Below are 17425 nucleotides of genomic sequence, written 5' to 3'. Positions count from 1 at the left end.
AGACATCCTCTTAACATGTTTTATTAAAAGCAGATTGTAAGTTCTCCATAATCTGTTCCATCGCATGACCTTCAATTTCATGACGGGGAATAAAATGTACCACTTCTTTCCCTTTCAGTAGAGCCATTGATGGTGATGATGGCTCGAGGTCGACAAAATACTCCCTCATCTTAGAAGTAGCCTCTTTATCTTGACCTGCAAACACTGTAACAAGCTGATCAGGTTTTTTGTCATTATTTAATACAGCCTGCGTTGCAGCTGGTCTAGCTAGCCCTGCTGCACATCCACATACCGAGTTAACTACAACTAAGGTAGTGCCGTGTGCTTCATCTAAAAATTCTTCAACTGATTCAGCTGTCAATAGTTCAGTAAAGCCTGCACTGACTAACTCTTGACGCATCGGTTTAACCATTTGTTTCATATATTCTTCATAAGCCATCGACATAAACAATTCCCTCCAATTACATTCCGATGCTTAAAGAATACTGTACATATCATAGAAAATCAACTAATAAAAACTTAATAAAGATCTGTGACTGCACCTTTTGAAGCACAAGAGACTTGATGAGCGAATTTTCCTAAGACACCTCTTGAATGTAACTTAGGTGCTACCCAGCTAGCTCGACGTTCTTCTAGCTCTACTTCTGAGAGATCAACGGATAGTGACTGTAACTCACTATTGATGGTTACGATATCACCAGTTTTCAATAACCCAATTGGGCCACCTACTTGTGCTTCTGGAGCAATGTGACCAACAACAAGTCCGTGTGTTCCTCCTGAGAAGCGGCCATCAGTTAATAATGCTACACTCTCTCCTAATCCTTTACCAACTAAGATAGCCGATATTGATAGCATCTCTGGCATACCAGGACCTCCCTTAGGTCCTTCATAACGAATAACAAGTACATCGCCAGCTTTGATATCATCATTTAGTACTGCTTGAGTCGCTTCATCCTCTGAATTAAATACTTTAGCTGGTCCAGTTAAGTGCTTTGTTTTCAAGCCTGATACTTTTGCAACTGCACCATCTGGAGCTAAATTACCGTTTAAAATAACTAAAGGACCCGTTGGTTTTAACGGTTCAGAAAATGGGGTGATAACCTTTTGGCCTTCTACTAAAGGTGGTGCCTCTGCCAAGTTTTCCGCTAATGTTTTCCCTGTTACAGTAAGGCAATGTCCGTGTAAAAGACCTTCATCAAGCAATACTTTCATAACAGCTTGTACTCCACCTGCTTCATGAAGATCTTGCATCACATATTGACCACTTGGTTTTAAATCCGCAATATGAGGCACTTTCTTTTGCAATCTGTCAAAATCTTCCAATGACAAATCGACATCAACTGAATGAGCAATTGCTAATAAATGAAGAATTGCATTTGTTGATCCTCCAAGTGCTAATACAACAGTAAAAGCATTCTCAAAAGCTTCTTTTGTCATAATATCCTTTGGATAAATTCCTTTTTCTAATAAATGATAAACTGCTTCTCCTGCTTTCAAACAGTCTTCGCCTTTTAAGGAAGACTCTGCAGGATTCGATGAACTTCCTGGTAAACTCATTCCCATTGCTTCTATTGCAGAAGCCATCGTGTTAGCAGTATACATTCCCCCGCATGAACCAGCTCCAGGGCATGCATGACACTCAATTTGATGGAGCTCTTCACGATCAATATCACCTTTATTATATTGTCCCACTCCTTCAAATGCTGAGACAATGTCAATATCTTTGTCATTATGTCTACCAGGTTTTATTGTACCACCGTAAACAAATACTGCTGGCACATTAGAACGCCCAATAGCGATCATACATCCAGGCATGTTTTTGTCACATCCACCGATAGCAACAAAAGCATCTAAATTTTCTCCACCAACAACGGTTTCAATGGAATCAGCAATAACTTCCCGACTAGGTAATGAAAACCTCATACCTGCTGTTCCCATTGAAATACCATCGGAAACAGTAATTGTATTAAATATTAACGGTGCACCACCAGCATTTTTAGCACCTTCTTTTGCCTTGATAGCCAACTCATCAATATGAATATTACATGGAGTTACCTCGCTCCATGTACTTGCAATACCAATCATCGGTTTTTTGAAATCTTCATCACTAAAACCGACAGCACGTAGCATTGCTCGGTTCGGTGCTCTTTTTACATCATCACTAAGTGCTTTACTTCGGATACGTAAATCCTTGGACATATTATCAACCTCTCTTTGAGTATATATTTTAACAATATAGTTTGTTTTCATTTGTTTTGCAATAGTTTTTTTGTGAATTTTTTTAAAATACTGTAAATAAGTTAATAGCTGTTCACAATGCTACAAAATGAACATAGTAAAAGGGCAAGATTCCAAAAAGTTCAATTGCTTATTTTATTGGATCAACCGCCAATAAAAATAGGCAACTTCTTAGAACCTAACCCTTTTTAAGTCTGCTTTATTTATGTTTTTAAATTTTGACTGTTATTTTTCTTACTATGAAGTAAATACGTATAACCTAAGCGGTAGTGGAGACATTTTTCATTTTACATGAGGTCAGTTGCATAAATTTATTTGTTGCTATCCAATATTAGTCTCAATAACAACAATGTTTACGAAAAGAGCCTTTCCTTAAAGTAATTGATAAAAATGGATTGTGAACTCCCTTTTACGTAAATAAAATCAATGCTTATATTCATTTTAATGGGAGGTGTTAATTCAACTCGAACAAGCTGTTCCTTTTGAAGCTCCTTTTTCACACAATGTTCAGGTAAAAAGCTAATTCCCATACCTTGTATGACTAAGTTTTTTGCTGTTTCCATATTGTCAACTTCCAAAGAAATATTTGGTGAAATCCTATTCGTTGAAAAAATTCTATGAATATAAAGCCAGTCCATTGAGCCATAATCAAAAAAAATGAGTGGGTACTTTGCAACTTGCTCTAACGTTATCGTTACCTCTTTCAGTAAAACATGGTCGTTTGAAACAAACAGACTGATAGGGTCATCGTATAAATGAATCGATTCAATTTCTGGATGAGTTTCTCTTCTTATAATCCCAAAATCAACTTCTTGATTAATTACTTTTTGTAAAACGTCTTTTGAATGCCCTGTTATTATCTTCATTCGCACATTGTTAAATTTCGCTTTAAAATCAGGTAACATAGATGGTAAAACATTATTAGCTATAGATAATGCACAACCGATTTTTAATTCGTTCGGAAGCAATTCTTGCTGGAGTCTATACTTTGCTTCTTGATAAGATTGCAATATTTTTTGCGCATGGGGAAAAAAATATTCACCTTTATCAGTTAGCGATACTTTATTTCCTTGACGAAGAAAAAGCTTAATATTCATTTCACGTTCTAGAGATTGAATTCTTGCAGAAACGGAAGGCTGAGTCAAAAATAACGCTTCTGCTGCTTTATTAAAGCTCCCAAGTTGACAAACATATATGAAAGCTTCAATATTATCAATATTCATACTCCCCACCCTTTTGTTTACTCACTCTTCTAACTTATCACTCTACTAAGTTATATTCTTGCTTTATACAGAAAGTAATTCATTATTCATATTTGTTGCTATGTGGACGACCTTTTTTGCAATAATTTCAGTTGGGTCTACCACAATCAATTGTTTAGTTGATTGAAGTACAAGTGGTATTTCTGTACAGCCAGCAATAATTGCATCAGCACCAAGTTCCTTCAACTCTTTAGCTACAGCTGATAAGTAAAACAATCCCGTTTCTAGTTTACCACCTTTTATAGAATATATCCCTTTCATTACATCTACTTGCATTTCTTTGTTTGATTTGATAAGGGCAACGTCATATTTAATTAAACAATGCTGATACAAGTTAGACTGTAAAGTACCGTCAGTAGCTAATAAACCGACTGTGTTGTATTTGTGCTTTTGTAAATATTTCGCAGTTTCAATTGGCATATGTATCACCGGTATATCGACTGAGTTTATAACAGCCTTGTAGAAAAAGTGTGCCGTATTACACGCAATCATTAATAGATCCGCACCAGCCCTTTGAAGCCGTTGTGCAGATGCTACAATTGATGGTGTGGGATCTAAGCCTTCACCTATAATTGCTGATGTACGATCAGGAATTTGTGAGTTGCTGTCCACAATGAGGTGAAGATGGTCTTGATCATGTTTAGCTGGCGTATTATTAATTATTTTATTCATTAAATCTACTGTTGCCTTTGGACCCATACCACCTATTATGCCTACTTTTTTGCTCTCCATCATTATCACAACCTTAAAATAATCATTAAGTATGAAGTAAATTATAGTTTTATTTTTCTTCATTGACTTATAGAAAAGTTCTATTTAATGATAGAAACATTTAATGAGCTGTATAATCATTGCCAACAAAAAACCAGGTGTAATAAACTCTACACCTGATTTGAGTATATACATCTCCTATATTAATCTTTTTTATTCCTGCTATCGGTCATTTGTTTCCAAACAGACCCTTTGGCTTCCTCCCCTTCTTTAATTCGTTCAATTGCTAGTTTCATTTGCATACTAACTTCAAATTCCGGATCATTTTGAGCTTCAATTAAAGCAGGCAACGCTGAATCGTCTCCAACTTCATATAAAAACATCGCTGCTCTCCACCGTACTAATTTGCTTGGATCTTGTAAAGCTTTAACCATTGCTCCAATCGCACTTGGGTCTCCAATATCTGATAGGCAATCTCCAGCCGTTCTTCTAACTGTTATACTCTTATCAATCAACGCTTTATATAAATATGGCAACACAACTGGTTTTTCTATCATGCCTAAGTATACGGTAGCTTGACGTCGAATCGAAGCTTTATCATCATTTAATGCTTGTGCTAAAACTGGAATATCTTCCTCAGTTGGCTCCATTTGTTCTAGTGCAGCATACCGTTTAGTCCAATCAGCATTTTCTAGCATTTCAGGTGTTACTTTGTAACTGTTTCTTAACAAATGACTTGCTGCGGTATGGTCTTTATTCTTTGCTGCATCAACTAGTCTATTTAAGCGGTCTTCATCATAAACAGCTATTAGTTCCTCAACCACCTCTGAACCAACATCTTCAATATCACCATAACGAGTTCCATATTCCTGCCATTGTCTATCACTAACGACATTATTTACGGATGATTGCATTGTTAATACTGCTTCTTTAAATCGCTCTGGTAAGCCATATCGTTTTTCAGTTTGTCCATCTAATAATTTCACTTGCATCGGAATAAGTTGGATCATTTGCACAAAGACTTTTACATCTCCAAATGTATCAGCAACTTCTTGGTGTTTATCGCTAGATTCTTCAATATCTTCCCCAAAAGCCTCCCTTACTTTTGGTAAGATCTCTTGCCAATCATACTTGGCATTGCGTTCTACAGCTAAAAAATCAGCAACATGGTATACTCCTTTCACACCATCAATCGACAAAATGTCCTGAATGATTTGTGGTGCACTTTCGCTATTCTCTCTCTTATAATTATTACTTTTTCCAGAGGGTAATTCTTTATTTAAGATAATTTTCATTGTGTTTGGACTAGGTGTTGGTTCAATTGTATTGATCTTCAAACTATTCTCCCCTTTTTTACTACAAGTATAGTAAAAATAATTTTAACATACGTACGTCCTTCCATCCATTACACTCACTCGTTAAAAAAGTTGTCCGATATATTTCTACAAAAAATGAGCAAACCTACTGTTAATTTGTCATAAACATTCCTATTCATAAATATTAATGATATAAATCATTCCCCTCGTTCTAAGCTCAGGTAACATAACTTAGTGCAAATGACACTTTATTGGAATGGAGGCCAAACATGAAGTTATCAACAGGAACAAAGCATAACTTTGTTATGTCATCAGTTGCCGCCACTGTAGTATTAAGTACGTCATTGCCAATTTACACAGGAGTAAATTACAATATTATAAGCGTATGGGAACTAGAGAAAGAACAATTACGTTATGGACATACTGGGCAAGCAGTGAAAGCACTTCAACTAAAGCTTAAAAACCTGGCAATGTACCATAGTCATATTGACGGGGTTTATGGTAAGAAAACGAAGGAAGCTGTACAATTATTTCAAAGTAAAACACAGTTAGCTACAGACGGTATTACTGATCAAAAGACGTTAACAAAATTAGCTAAGTTTGATACACTCCAAAAGCAAAAAGTTCTGTCATACGGTTCCACAGGTGAAGATGTATTACAATTACAACACCAATTACAAAACCTAGGTTATTATGAAGGACACGTTGATGGAATATTCGGTCCACTTACATTAGCAGCAGTTAAAACATATCAGCAACATAATAAGTTGAAAATTGATGGCATAGCTGGACGACAAACATTGCAACACCTTGAAACAAATAAGAATAAGGTTGGTAAACCAAAATATATCAAACCAGTAAAACAAGCGACAGTGAACAGTGTTGATACATCTTTGGTCACAATTGCACAAAAATACATCGCTAGCCCATATGTTTGGGGAGGAACTTTACCTAGCGCTTTGATTGCAGCGGCTTTTTAACTTTTGTATTTGATCAAAAAAACATCAAAATACCTAGAACAGTAAGTGACTTATGGAATTTTACTGTTGATGTCCAACATCCAAGTATCGGTGATATTGTTTTTTTTGAAACGTATAAACCAGGCCCCTCTCATGCTGGAATTTACATTGGGAATAACCAATTTATTCATACTGATTCAACAGTTGGCGTTACAGTTAGTCATCTTAGTAACTCCTACTGGAACGCTCGATATTTGGGAGCAAAGCGAGTTGTCCAATACTAAGAAACCTTCTACAGTGTGTATGTCTACTAAGCTAGGAGTAGATTTATAATTTCCATCAACAATGATTAAGCCATACAAAAAGTCCAACTGTAAAAGTTGAACTTTTCATAATATATGAGAATGTGAATGATACTGTAAATCGTGTCCTTACAACCAAAGGTGTAGGTCTTGAAAAAAGGCTGTTTTTCGCATTAATTATTGCTTTTCGTAATTCGAGCCAAACACATACACAACTAGATTTCATGGAACCTTTTCTTCTGTACAACAATGATTAACCATGTAAAACTTCTTTCTATAGTACTAATCTGATTTTAATAGCAACAAAGTTTACGAAAAGAGCCTTAAAAAAATAATACTTTATTATGTTTAGGCTGGGGGCTATTAACAAAGCAAAGTTTATTAGTCCGAAGTTGTTCTCAAACCGGATCTAAGTTTTAGTTAAGAACATTCATAACTAACAACCATCAATACAACAATTAATCCTCATACCATAGGGATTCATTTAATTGCTTCTATGATTTCAGATAATTCTTCCCAACGCTCCATCAACTGTTCTAATTGTTTTGTAGTATCCTCATGTTCCTTCATTAACGATTGTGCAGTTTCAAAATCACTTCCAGTTTGTTCAATTTGTTGCGTCAAATGTTCGCAAGTTTGCTCCATTTCAGCGATCCGATCTTCAATTGTTTCCCACTCTTTTTGTTCCTTATAAGTTAGTTTGCGGATTTGCTTCTTTTCTTTTTTCGGATCTTCTTTTTCTTTTTGTAATTCTTTCACTATTGACTTTTGAGTACGCTGTTCAAGAAGTGCTGTGTATGAACCGAAGTGTGTTTTCACATGTCCGTCACCTTGAAAAACGAGAATTTGCTCCGCTATTTTGTCCAAAAAGTATCGGTCATGTGATACAGTGATTACAACACCTGGGAACTCATCTAAATAATCTTCTAATATTGTCAAAGTTTTAGTATCAAGGTCATTTGTTGGTTCATCGAGTAATAACACATTTGGTGTATCCATTAAAATCTTTAATAAAAATAATCGTTTTCTCTCTCCACCAGAGAGTTTGCGAATCGGTGTACCGTGAGTATGCATCGGAAATAAGAACCGCTCTAGCATTTGTGCAGCAGAAATTGTGTGACCGTCTAACGTTTCTATAACTTCCTTTGACTCCTTCACATATTCAATGATCCGTTGATTTTCATTCATTTGAAAGGTTTCTTGAGTATAGTATCCAATTTTGACAGTTGGACCAACTGAGACATTTCCACCGTCAGGAGTTGTTTTTCCTGCTATTAAATTTAGCAATGTAGATTTTCCAGATCCATTCTCTCCAACGATACCGATGCGATCTCCCCGTTTTATTAACAGGTTAAAATCTACTAAAATGTTTTTGTTCCCGTAAGATTTGGTAATACTTTCTAATTCGACTACCTTCTTCCCTAGACGGGTAGATTGTAATGATATATCCAGTTTGCTTTCATTTGATGTAGATTTACTATTTTCTAATTCCTCAAAGCGCTTTATTCTTGCTTTTTGTTTCGTTGTTCTTGCTTTTGCGCCTCTTTTTATCCAAGCAAGTTCATGGCGGTATAGATTCTGACGTTTTTCCTCACTCGCCTGTGCTTGTTCTTCTCTTAACGCTTTTCCTTCTAAAAAAGATGAATACCCCCCTGAATAACTATATAAGTTACCGTTATCCAACTCCAAAATACGATTTGTAACTCGATCTAAAAAATACCGATCATGTGTTACGAGCAAAATAGCCCCATTAAACTTAGCCAAATAATCTTCTAACCATATGATCGTTTCATGGTCTAAATGGTTCGTTGGCTCATCTAAAATTAACAAATCAGGTTCAGCTATCAATGCCTGTGCTAATGAAACTCTCTTTTTTTGTCCCCCTGATAGCTCCCCAATTTGTTGTGAATAATCTTTTATACCGAGCTTAGTTAGAATTGCTTTTGCATTTGAATTTGCTTCCCAAGCATTCATTGCATCCATACGTTGCTGTGTAGTAAATAACGCTTGTTGGATTTTTTCATTTGTTGGCTCATTTGCTAGTTTTAATAAAATTTGCTCGTACTCTTTTAATAAGTTAATAAGTGGCGTATCACCATGAAAAACTTGATCAAGCACTGAATGGTTTTCTTTAAAGACTGGTTGCTGAGCTAAATAGCTTATTGTATAGCCTTTTGAACATATCATTTGACCTTCATCAGGAATTTCTTCTCCAGCAATAAGCTTTAACAAAGTTGACTTCCCTGTTCCATTTACACCAATGACCCCGATTCGGTCACCTGACGTTATACTGAAAGATATGTGTTCGAACAACGTTCTCTCTGTATAGCTTTTTGTGAAATTTTCTACTGTTAGTAATTTCATTGTTGACCATTCCATTCCTCAAAAAATTGTATTAAGTACTTTTCTATAAAACCATGCCTTTGATGCGCTATCTTCTTTCCTTCTTCCGTGTTCATTTTATTAGAAAGGCGTAATAATTTCTCATAAAAATGGTTAATTGTTGTACTTTGCTCATTTCGATATTGTTCATACGTCATACTTTCCCTTATCGGTATGTCAGGGTCATAAAGTATATGTCCCTTTAAGCCACCATATGTAAATGCTCTAGCTATACCGATCGCACCTAATGCATCTAATCTATCTCCATCTTGAACAACTTGACCTTCAAGCGATTTCATTGGTATTCCATTTCCGCCTTTAAACGAAAGTGAGGTAATGATATCCATTATATGTTCGCTATCAATAGATCTTACTCCGTTTGAATGCATAAAGCTTGTAACGTGCTTAATAGCACCTTTTGGATCATCAATAATTTTGTCATCTATCGTATCATGTAACAGCGCAGCCATTTCAACTATAAAAAGATTTGCCTTTTCAATTTTTCCAATATGTAAAGCCAAATTTCTTACGCGGTGTATATGAAAATAGTCATGGCCAGTTCGGTCATCAACTAATATTGATTTCACAAATTGTTCAGTAATTTTTATCATTTCTGCATGCATTTATATCACCTGTTTAAATTTTTGGACGTTTAACACTATATAACTTGTCTGTTGTAATTCAAAATTTACGAAAATCGCTGTATCATTAAATTGTCGGTTGCATTGTATTATAGAAGAAAATATTCTATTGAAGCTAATATAGGATAGCATCAATTAAATTTATGCAAAGACATCTTTTAAAGTAAGAATCGATGCCAAAGTTGTATACGTCTATATTTAAGAGTAGGAAAAAAACTTTCTATGCGAAAAAAGCCAATTATAAAAAAACGACAAATAAGCCTATTGCTTACTCAACACATTGTAACATGACGGAAGGATTCTTGTGGAATCATTTTAAGTAGAGACATTTAACTAACAACATGCATATAATGATGAAGATTTAATTTTCATGTGACTCAATATCAAGGTTCTCTTGTAATATTTGTTGCTTTTAAACTTGCCTTAAATTCATAGTACTTTATGGGTAAAGGCTCTTTTCGTAAAATTTGTTGCGATAGTTCCTAAAATTGAAGTTAAAAACATCGTTTTACTCAACAGTCATACATGATTATTTGTTAGTAAAGAAAACAATATTCTGTACGAAAACAGCCTTGTTAAAAGACTTGTTAAATATTCTAGTTATAGAACATGTAATAATATGGTTGTCTCCGAAATAGGCCGAAGCTCGTATACAATAATGCTTCATGTTTAGACTTTGTTAGTTTACAGGTAGTAAGATAGAAAAATTGAAAGGATCTGGTTCAGATAAACAAAAATAGTTTCTTTCACCGACACCCTCCCCAAAAGCAAGCAACAATAGGCACAGCTTGGTATGGACGTCATGTAATTATGATTGTCTGTAATCCAACAACAAACCATTTCGTTTCATTACACTCAAGCTTACATGCACCTATAGAGCCTACCAATCCAAATTGTGCTGAAACTGTAGCTCAATTATTAAGTATAGGCTATAAAATTGAGGCAAGCGTAGCACTTTCTACTCATTTAGTGCAATATATACTAGTGTTATAGCTTCATTTACTCACATGTGTCCCTAAAAACAACATTATAACTATATGTATTTACCTTTCATAATTATTGGCTGTATTAATAGCTCTTTTCGCAACGGTTATTGCTTTGCATCCAAATAAATAAACATGGACACAACAATAGTTTTCTCCCATTTTTTCTTCTGTAATATGATGCTAATGATATAAGACTTCCTTTGACTAACGTAGTTTTTGTAAATAACAACAAAGTTAGAGGCTAATTATTAAACCAGCTAATTCCAATTGTGTCTTCACCTGTATGCACACCTAGAGAAGTAGAAAATGGGAACGTAAGTACATTTAACGAAGGAAACAAACTTTCAATTTTTTGTTTTAATACCTGTGCTTTATCACTATGTAATCCATATAATAAGTACACTTCTGAGATTTTTGAGTTTTGGATTTCTTCTTTCAATATAGTAAGGAAGCGAAGTAAGGCTTTCCGTTCGGTGCGCACTTTGTCATAGATTGCTAATGTTCCATTGTTAAAAGTGATGATTGGTTTAATTTTCAACAAACTACCAACGACAAATTGGATACTATTTAATCTTCCACTCGCATATAGCTGCTCAAGACTACCAACTATTACATACATTTTATTTTTATCTACTAGTTTTTGTATAGAAGATAAGATGTCATTAATTTCTGTGCCAGCTCTGTTTAGTCGAATGCCTTCAGAAATTAAAGCTGTCATTGGATATGAGGTAACTTTCGAATCAATTACATATATTGGTTTTTGGATTTGTTGTGCTGCTTGAAAGCTTGAAGAATAAGTGCCACTTAATTTCGAAGAAACATGAATTGAAATAATGTAATCATAACTGTACTGTAACTTTTCATACAATGCTAGAAATTGGCCAACCGATGGTTGGGAAGTTTTCGGTTGGGAAGTTGAAGATTTTAATTTATTATATAACTCATAAGGCGTTAGATCCACACCATCCCGATATTCTTGATTATCTAAGATAATTGTAATAGGTACTACGTATACATCAGGGTGATGCTGTAATTCCTCATCAATGCAAGCTGAACTATCCGTTATCCACGCTATTTTAAGCATATTCCTTCAACCCTTTCTCTTCATTGAACAACACATCTATTCACATTCTTTAGATACTTTTCTAACTAGTATGTATTGTAATATCGTTACTTTCGTATAAAAACTCATGTAACTTAGCTCTTTTCGTAAACTTTGTTGCTATTGTTACCAAATCAGCACCATTAAAAGTGGATTTATATGTTAGCCATCGTTGTAAAGTAGAAAAGATGCCAAGAGTACAAGTTATGTAGGTGTTTATTGTTTAACTCAATATGATAACACCCTACAATTTTATATTTATAATAGGGCATTGTGTAACCCCTCTTCACAAATGATAATTTCTAAACTATTTAACCTCACTTAAATATATAAAAACTGCACCTTCATAAATATCTACGGTTATTTTGAAGGTGCAGCTTCTTATAACGATTGTAGTATTACAATCGATAGCTCAATATTAGTTTAGCAACTGCTCAATATTATCTTTTAATGCAGATGGTTCTACTTTAGGAGCGAATCTCGATACAGGTTTGCCATCTTTATCAATTAAAAATTTGGTGAAATTCCATTTAATTCCTTTTGAACCTAAAATTCCAGGTGCTTCTTCTTTTAAGTATGTAAATAACGGATGAGCATTCTCTCCATTCACATCAACTTTCGAAAACATTGGAAATGTTACACCATAATTAATTTCGCAAAAGCTCTCAATTTCTTCGTCAGCACCCGGCTCTTGATTCCCAAATTGATCACAAGGAAACCCTAATACTACAAGCCCTTTATCTTTATATGTTTTATATAACTCTTCCAGTTGTTTATATTGTGGAGTAAAACCGCATTTACTGGCTGTATTAACTACCAATATGACCTGCCCTTCGTAATCATGTAAAGATTTAGCTTCACCCTTAATTGTTGATGCAGAAAATTCGTATATAGACATCTTTATCCCTCCTGTTACTATTGTATAAGTTGTTTACTGGTATATCAAATGAATACTTCTATAAAATCTTTAATTTCATAACTGTTGAAGGGTGCAAATTATAAAATCAATCATTTCAATCAAATCATCAATATTTTCTTCATACATAAAACGGTCAAATATAATGTCCGTACGATGTGTGTATAAGGTTGGCTGTTCACTTGGGTTATGTGATATTGTTTGATGATAAATATACTCCTGCCCCCACACACTTTGGACGATTTTTAAAGCATGTTCCGAATTACCCTCAACTGACTTTAAATATTGTATAAACCCTATACTTATGCTACAACCTGGTTTTTGCCCTTGTGATTGTAGCAATTCTTTACTAAGATTAGCGACATCCATAGATAGCTTCATGTATGCAGTTGGTGATCCTAGTCTATCTTTTAATTGAAAGTTAATCTTATAAGATCTTGACATCGTTGCAAGATTCACTAAATCATCCCGATTTATAACTTCGATTGTGCCATCTAAATCAAGATCATATATTTCTCCTTCAAGAACTACCTTTAGATTCTCAAAAACGGTAGGGTCGAATATTATTCCATTTTTCATAATACTAGAATAAGCCCACCGCATTACCATCTTCATCTACATCCATATTTAATGCAGCTGGATTTGTTGGTAACCCCGGCATAGTCATCATATTTCCTGTTAAAGCAACGATGAATCCTGCTCCAATTGATGGCTTTAGTTCTCTTACAGTTATTGTAAAACCTTTCGGCCTGCCAGCCTTTGTAGGATCATCTGATAAAGAATATTGAGTTTTAGCTATACAAACAGGTAGTTGATCCCAACCCAGCTGTTCAAATTGAGCAATTTGCTTTATAGCTTTAGAGGTAAATTCCACTTTTTCAGCACCGTAAACTTGTGTAGCAATTGTATTAATTTTTTCAGCTATTGACTCATTTAGGTCATATAACGGTGAGAACTGATTGTTAGTAGATTCCATGACTTCTAATAATTTTTCAGCTAAATCCACACCACCTTGACCACCTTTTTCCCATACTTCAGTTAAGGAAACAGGATAGTTTTGGTCATTACACCAAGCGATTAAAGAGTTGATTTCTTCATCAGAGTCAGTGACAAATTTATTTACAGATACAACAAACGGTAACCCAAACGCTTTGACAGTTTCAATATGCTTTTGAAGGTTTTCCAACCCCGCATTTAACGCAGACACGTTTTCCTCTTTTAAATTATTTTTATTTACTCCTCCATGCATTTTTAACGCACGGATCGTAGCGACAATAACTACAGCAGCAGGGTCAATTCCTGCTGTTCTAGCTTTTATATTAAGAAATTTTTCTGCACCTAAATCTGCCCCAAAACCCGCTTCAGTTATAACATAATCCCCAAATTTAGAAGCCATTTTCGTAGCGATAACACTGTTGCACCCATGTGCGATATTAGCAAAAGGACCACCATGTATAAGCGCAGGAGTGTGCTCAAGTGTTTGTACTAAATTAGGTTTAAGTGCATCTTTAAGAAGTAAGGTCAAGGCTCCTTCTACACCTAAATCTCTAACTGTTACAGGCTGTTTATCAAAATTATATGCAACAACGATATTTGAAAGCCTATTTTTGAGATCATGTATATCTGTTGCTAGACAAAAGATAGCCATAATTTCGGACGCAACCGTAATGTCAAAACCATCTTCACGTGGGACTCCTTGAATAGGTCCACCCAACCCGATAACGACCTGACGTAAAGCCCGATCGTTTAAATCAACTGCACGCTTCCAAATGATTCTTCGTTGATCGATTTTCAGTTTATTCCCATGATGAAGGTGGTTATCAATAATAGCTGCAAGTGTATTATTTGCTGTAGTAATCGCATGTAAGTCTCCAGTAAAATGCAAATTAATATCTTCCATAGGGATAACTTGTGAGTAGCCACCACCTGAAGCTCCACCTTTGATCCCCATAGTCGGTCCTAAAGAAGGCTCTCTCATTGCAATAATTGCTTTTTTCCCTAATTTAGTAAATGCTTGACCTAGTCCAACTGTAACTGTAGACTTACCCTCACCAGCTGCAGTAGGATTAATAGCCGTTACTAATATGACTTTACCTTCCTGCTTCGTTTTCAAACGATCCATAGCATTTAGAGAAATCTTAGCTTTATAATGACCATATGGCTCCAATTCTTCTCGTGTCAGATCAAGTTGGCTAGCTATTTCTGAAATCGGTTTCATTTCTGCCTTTTGAGCTATTTCAATATCTGATTTAATTGTCATTTTTGTGCTCATATGTATCCCCCATATTCATTCTTTTTATGAGTCATTTTACAAATTTATTGTACCACTTCTTAATAATTCAAGTAGAGAGAAAAGTGAATTATATTTAAATAAAAACTAAATTTATATTGATTATTATTATTGTAATACGACTAGCGTTTTATCGTATCGTTTCTTCTAAAAATAAAGACAATAAAAATCCTATTCGTTATTGTTAGGTTTCACATCGATTGTTGTTTTTTAAACTACCAGTTCGTTTTATAACTACAGTTAATGACGGCTTTTCTTTTTGTGAATCGTATAAATCTAAGGTTGCAGGCGTAATTTAGTAAATTTAGCAACAAAAATACCCAATAATCCTATTATTTTGTAAAATAATAACAATGTTGCGATAAAAATCCTAAATAAGTGAATACAATTTTTCATTGAATAATTCATTAATAGTTTATATAATATGAATATTTACATAAAGGAGTTGGATCGGATGCCAATTAATATTCCTCATAATTTACCAGCTAAAGAAATTCTGGAGAAGGAAAATATTTTTGTAATGGATGAGTTAAGGGCATATTCACAAGATATTCGCCCTTTAAATATTGTGATATTAAATATTATGCCCGAAAAAGAAAAAACAGAAACAAGGTTGCTAAGGCTGTTAGGAAATTCACCTTTACAAGTTAATATTACTTTATTAAGACCAACAACACATGAATCTAAGACGACAAAAAAATCACATCTCGACCAGTTTTATAGAACTTTTGATGAGGTTAGAGATAAAAAGTTCGATGGCATGATCATTACAGGTGCTCCTGTTGAAAAACTTTCTTTTACTGAGGTAAATTATTGGGACGAATTAAAGGAAATCATGGATTGGACTACTACAAATGTCACATCAACACTTCATATTTGTTGGGGTGCTCAAGCAGGGCTCTTCCATCATTATGGTGTAAAGAAATATCCCCTCCAAAAGAAATGCTCTGGTATTTTTCAACATCGACGCCTTTATAAAAACATTACTCTTTTACGTGGTTTTGACGATATATTTAACGTACCTGTTTCTAGATATACGACCGTAAAACAAGAAGAGATTGAGGAGAATTCTAATTTAACTATTTTATCTACATCTGATGAAGCTGGTGTTTGTCTCGTTGCCTCAAACGATGGAAAAAGGATATTTCTTACTGGACATTTAGAATATGATGAATACACATTGAAAGAAGAATATGAACGAGATACTTCAAAAGGAATCTCTATTCATATGCCAAATAATTATTTTCCAAATAATGATCCTACAAAACAACCTATTCATTCTTGGCGTTCACACGCCAATTTATTATTTGTAAATTGGCTTAATTATTATGTATACCAAGAAACACCATATATTTGGGAATAAACAAGTCCTGTTAATAGGAGTGGATGCCAATGAATCAACAATGCTTCATTGAGTTAGCTGGTGGTTTATATACACACCATAAATTTTATAGCTCCTTATCAAGAAATAACAAGTTTGATCTTTTTTGGTCATTTTTCACTAGTGATTATAGCTATGTTAAATCAGTGTACGCGGGGGTCGAGATTGACATTTTACAAAAAACTAGCAAACATAGCATCGAACATATCTTCCCTCAAAGTATTATAAAAAAATATTTAGCTATGAAAAAAGCTAACGTCAATGTAATTAAAGGTGCAACTGTAAACCCTCTTAACTTTGCTGCTGCACATAAAAAAGTCAACTCACACAGAGGACACCTACCATTTGATATAGAAAATGATAAAGTTATACACCGCTTAACATTGAGCGTACCACATAACTACACTGATTTTGGTATTGACTATGAAAACGAATGGATTGTTCCTCATGTAAGTAGAGGAAATATAGCTAGAACGATGCTATATATGATGTTAGTTTATAATATTCAAGAGTTGCATATGGATCACTTACATACTTATCGGTACTGGGCAAAATGTGATCCCCCTGAAGTTTGGGAAATTGAGTATAACGCTTGGGTTTTAGAGAAACACCATATCTCTAATTTATTTGTTACTGATGACATTGAGCAAATGGTGAAATTACTAGATGATGATCATTTATTTCAAAATATCCTATGTAACAAGTGATTTTCAATCATAAGAGTTTGGTACCGACACGACTATTTAAGTTGTATCTAGCTTCGACCTATTTTACCTTTTTACTTGAATGAATTCATATTTTTAAAAAAACGGACTGTCGCTTTGATCTGAACCCAAAAAGTTAGACACAGATATTTAGGCAGCTACTAGTGCATGATTTCGGTATTGAATCGGACTCATGCCTTTTAGTTTTGCCTTAATCCGTTTGTGATTATAGTAA

17 protein-coding genes are annotated in these 17425 nt (G+C 34.5%); 5 read left to right on the top strand and 12 right to left on the bottom strand.

Annotated elements, in window-relative coordinates:
• Positions 1–10: 10 nt before the first annotated feature.
• The 5 genes from ACSVDA_RS21925 to ACSVDA_RS21905 form a co-directional block, all read right to left on the bottom strand.
• Positions 11–445: a BrxA/BrxB family bacilliredoxin gene (locus tag ACSVDA_RS21925; protein ID WP_485886123.1), complete on the bottom strand. Its 435-nt coding sequence runs from the start codon at positions 443–445 to the stop codon at positions 11–13.
• 74 nt (positions 446–519) lie between these two features.
• On the bottom strand, positions 520–2199 hold the full coding sequence (gene ilvD, locus ACSVDA_RS21920; protein ID WP_485886121.1) for a dihydroxy-acid dehydratase: 1680 nt from the start codon (positions 2197–2199) through the stop codon (positions 520–522).
• Between the two features lie 392 nt (positions 2200–2591).
• Positions 2592–3461: a LysR family transcriptional regulator gene (locus ACSVDA_RS21915; RefSeq protein ID WP_485886119.1), complete on the bottom strand. Its 870-nt coding sequence runs from the start codon at positions 3459–3461 to the stop codon at positions 2592–2594.
• Between the two features lie 63 nt (positions 3462–3524).
• The gene (gene cuyB, locus ACSVDA_RS21910; protein ID WP_485886140.1) at positions 3525–4235 is read right to left on the bottom strand and encodes a cysteate racemase; all 711 of its coding nucleotides are present in this window, start codon (positions 4233–4235) and stop codon (positions 3525–3527) included.
• Between the two features lie 179 nt (positions 4236–4414).
• A complete protein-coding gene (locus ACSVDA_RS21905; protein WP_485886117.1) occupies positions 4415–5548 on the bottom strand; it encodes a conserved virulence factor C family protein in 1134 nt (377 codons plus the stop codon).
• Positions 5549–5796: 248 nt separating this feature from the next.
• Between ACSVDA_RS21905 and ACSVDA_RS21900 the strand changes: the two genes are divergently transcribed.
• Together ACSVDA_RS21900 and ACSVDA_RS21895 are read left to right on the top strand one after the other, a co-directional pair.
• The gene (locus ACSVDA_RS21900) at positions 5797–6507 is read left to right on the top strand and encodes a peptidoglycan-binding domain-containing protein (protein ID WP_485886115.1); all 711 of its coding nucleotides are present in this window, start codon (positions 5797–5799) and stop codon (positions 6505–6507) included.
• Between the two features lie 23 nt (positions 6508–6530).
• Complete coding sequence (locus ACSVDA_RS21895; protein WP_485886138.1) at positions 6531–6770, top strand: C40 family peptidase; 240 nt, start codon at positions 6531–6533, stop codon at positions 6768–6770.
• Positions 6771–7268: 498 nt separating this feature from the next.
• Here ACSVDA_RS21895 and ACSVDA_RS21890 read toward each other — a convergent pair whose 3' ends face one another.
• Complete coding sequence (locus tag ACSVDA_RS21890) at positions 7269–9152, bottom strand: ABC-F family ATP-binding cassette domain-containing protein (RefSeq protein WP_485886113.1); 1884 nt, start codon at positions 9150–9152, stop codon at positions 7269–7271.
• On the bottom strand, positions 9149–9793 hold the full coding sequence (locus ACSVDA_RS21885; RefSeq protein ID WP_485886111.1) for an HD domain-containing protein: 645 nt from the start codon (positions 9791–9793) through the stop codon (positions 9149–9151). The genes ACSVDA_RS21890 and ACSVDA_RS21885 overlap by 4 nt, the downstream gene beginning before the upstream one ends.
• 828 nt (positions 9794–10621) lie before the next feature.
• Between ACSVDA_RS21885 and ACSVDA_RS21880 the strand changes: the two genes are divergently transcribed.
• Positions 10622–10804 carry a hypothetical protein gene (locus tag ACSVDA_RS21880; RefSeq protein ID WP_485886109.1) on the top strand — a complete coding sequence of 61 codons (183 nt, stop codon included), beginning with the start codon at positions 10622–10624 and terminating at the stop codon, positions 10802–10804.
• Between the two features lie 234 nt (positions 10805–11038).
• Here ACSVDA_RS21880 and ACSVDA_RS21875 read toward each other — a convergent pair whose 3' ends face one another.
• The 4 genes from ACSVDA_RS21875 to ACSVDA_RS21860 form a co-directional block, all read right to left on the bottom strand.
• On the bottom strand, positions 11039–11881 hold the full coding sequence (locus ACSVDA_RS21875; RefSeq protein WP_485886107.1) for a DegV family protein: 843 nt from the start codon (positions 11879–11881) through the stop codon (positions 11039–11041).
• Between the two features lie 436 nt (positions 11882–12317).
• The gene (locus tag ACSVDA_RS21870) at positions 12318–12797 is read right to left on the bottom strand and encodes a glutathione peroxidase (RefSeq protein WP_485886105.1); all 480 of its coding nucleotides are present in this window, start codon (positions 12795–12797) and stop codon (positions 12318–12320) included.
• Between the two features lie 75 nt (positions 12798–12872).
• The gene (locus ACSVDA_RS21865) at positions 12873–13394 is read right to left on the bottom strand and encodes a hypothetical protein (RefSeq protein WP_485886103.1); all 522 of its coding nucleotides are present in this window, start codon (positions 13392–13394) and stop codon (positions 12873–12875) included.
• Between the two features lie 4 nt (positions 13395–13398).
• On the bottom strand, positions 13399–15087 hold the full coding sequence (locus ACSVDA_RS21860) for a formate--tetrahydrofolate ligase (protein WP_485886101.1): 1689 nt from the start codon (positions 15085–15087) through the stop codon (positions 13399–13401).
• 472 nt (positions 15088–15559) lie between these two features.
• On the opposite strand from ACSVDA_RS21860, the gene metA reads away from it, so the two are divergent.
• Together metA and ACSVDA_RS21850 are read left to right on the top strand one after the other, a co-directional pair.
• A complete protein-coding gene (metA, locus tag ACSVDA_RS21855; protein ID WP_485886099.1) occupies positions 15560–16468 on the top strand; it encodes a homoserine O-acetyltransferase MetA in 909 nt (302 codons plus the stop codon).
• A gap of 29 nt (positions 16469–16497) precedes the next feature.
• Positions 16498–17193 (top strand): endonuclease, encoded by a 696-nt coding sequence (locus ACSVDA_RS21850; protein WP_485886097.1) that lies wholly within the window; start codon positions 16498–16500, stop codon positions 17191–17193.
• A gap of 147 nt (positions 17194–17340) precedes the next feature.
• Here the strand turns inward: ACSVDA_RS21850 and ACSVDA_RS21845 are convergent.
• A partial coding sequence (locus ACSVDA_RS21845) for an IS3 family transposase (protein ID WP_485886090.1) occupies positions 17341–17425 on the bottom strand: 85 nt, incomplete at its 5' end.

The sequence above is a fragment of the Cytobacillus sp. Hm23 genome (assembly GCF_051842895.1).
Classification (GTDB): Bacteria; Bacillota; Bacilli; order Bacillales; family SM2101; genus Nanhaiella.
Note: the sequence above shows the minus strand (reverse complement) of the source record. Positions and strands in the feature narration are given on the sequence as shown.

What these genes read in the sequence shown, in the direction of transcription:
- metA (WP_485886099.1), top strand. Translation starts at nt 15,560, where the DNA reads ATGCCAATTAATATTCCTCATAATTTACCAGCTAAAGAAATTCTGGAG.
- ACSVDA_RS21925 (WP_485886123.1), bottom strand. Translation starts at nt 445, where the DNA reads ATGTCGATGGCTTATGAAGAATATATGAAACAAATGGTTAAACCGATG.
- ilvD (WP_485886121.1), bottom strand. Translation starts at nt 2,199, where the DNA reads ATGTCCAAGGATTTACGTATCCGAAGTAAAGCACTTAGTGATGATGTA.
- cuyB (WP_485886140.1), bottom strand. Translation starts at nt 4,235, where the DNA reads ATGATGGAGAGCAAAAAAGTAGGCATAATAGGTGGTATGGGTCCAAAG.
- ACSVDA_RS21850 (WP_485886097.1), top strand. Translation starts at nt 16,498, where the DNA reads ATGAATCAACAATGCTTCATTGAGTTAGCTGGTGGTTTATATACACAC.
- ACSVDA_RS21915 (WP_485886119.1), bottom strand. Translation starts at nt 3,461, where the DNA reads ATGAATATTGATAATATTGAAGCTTTCATATATGTTTGTCAACTTGGG.
- ACSVDA_RS21890 (WP_485886113.1), bottom strand. Translation starts at nt 9,152, where the DNA reads ATGAAATTACTAACAGTAGAAAATTTCACAAAAAGCTATACAGAGAGA.
- ACSVDA_RS21860 (WP_485886101.1), bottom strand. Translation starts at nt 15,087, where the DNA reads ATGAGCACAAAAATGACAATTAAATCAGATATTGAAATAGCTCAAAAG.
- ACSVDA_RS21880 (WP_485886109.1), top strand. Translation starts at nt 10,622, where the DNA reads ATGATTGTCTGTAATCCAACAACAAACCATTTCGTTTCATTACACTCA.
- ACSVDA_RS21875 (WP_485886107.1), bottom strand. Translation starts at nt 11,881, where the DNA reads ATGCTTAAAATAGCGTGGATAACGGATAGTTCAGCTTGCATTGATGAG.
- ACSVDA_RS21900 (WP_485886115.1), top strand. Translation starts at nt 5,797, where the DNA reads ATGAAGTTATCAACAGGAACAAAGCATAACTTTGTTATGTCATCAGTT.
- ACSVDA_RS21865 (WP_485886103.1), bottom strand. Translation starts at nt 13,394, where the DNA reads ATGAAAAATGGAATAATATTCGACCCTACCGTTTTTGAGAATCTAAAG.
- ACSVDA_RS21885 (WP_485886111.1), bottom strand. Translation starts at nt 9,793, where the DNA reads ATGCATGCAGAAATGATAAAAATTACTGAACAATTTGTGAAATCAATA.
- ACSVDA_RS21870 (WP_485886105.1), bottom strand. Translation starts at nt 12,797, where the DNA reads ATGTCTATATACGAATTTTCTGCATCAACAATTAAGGGTGAAGCTAAA.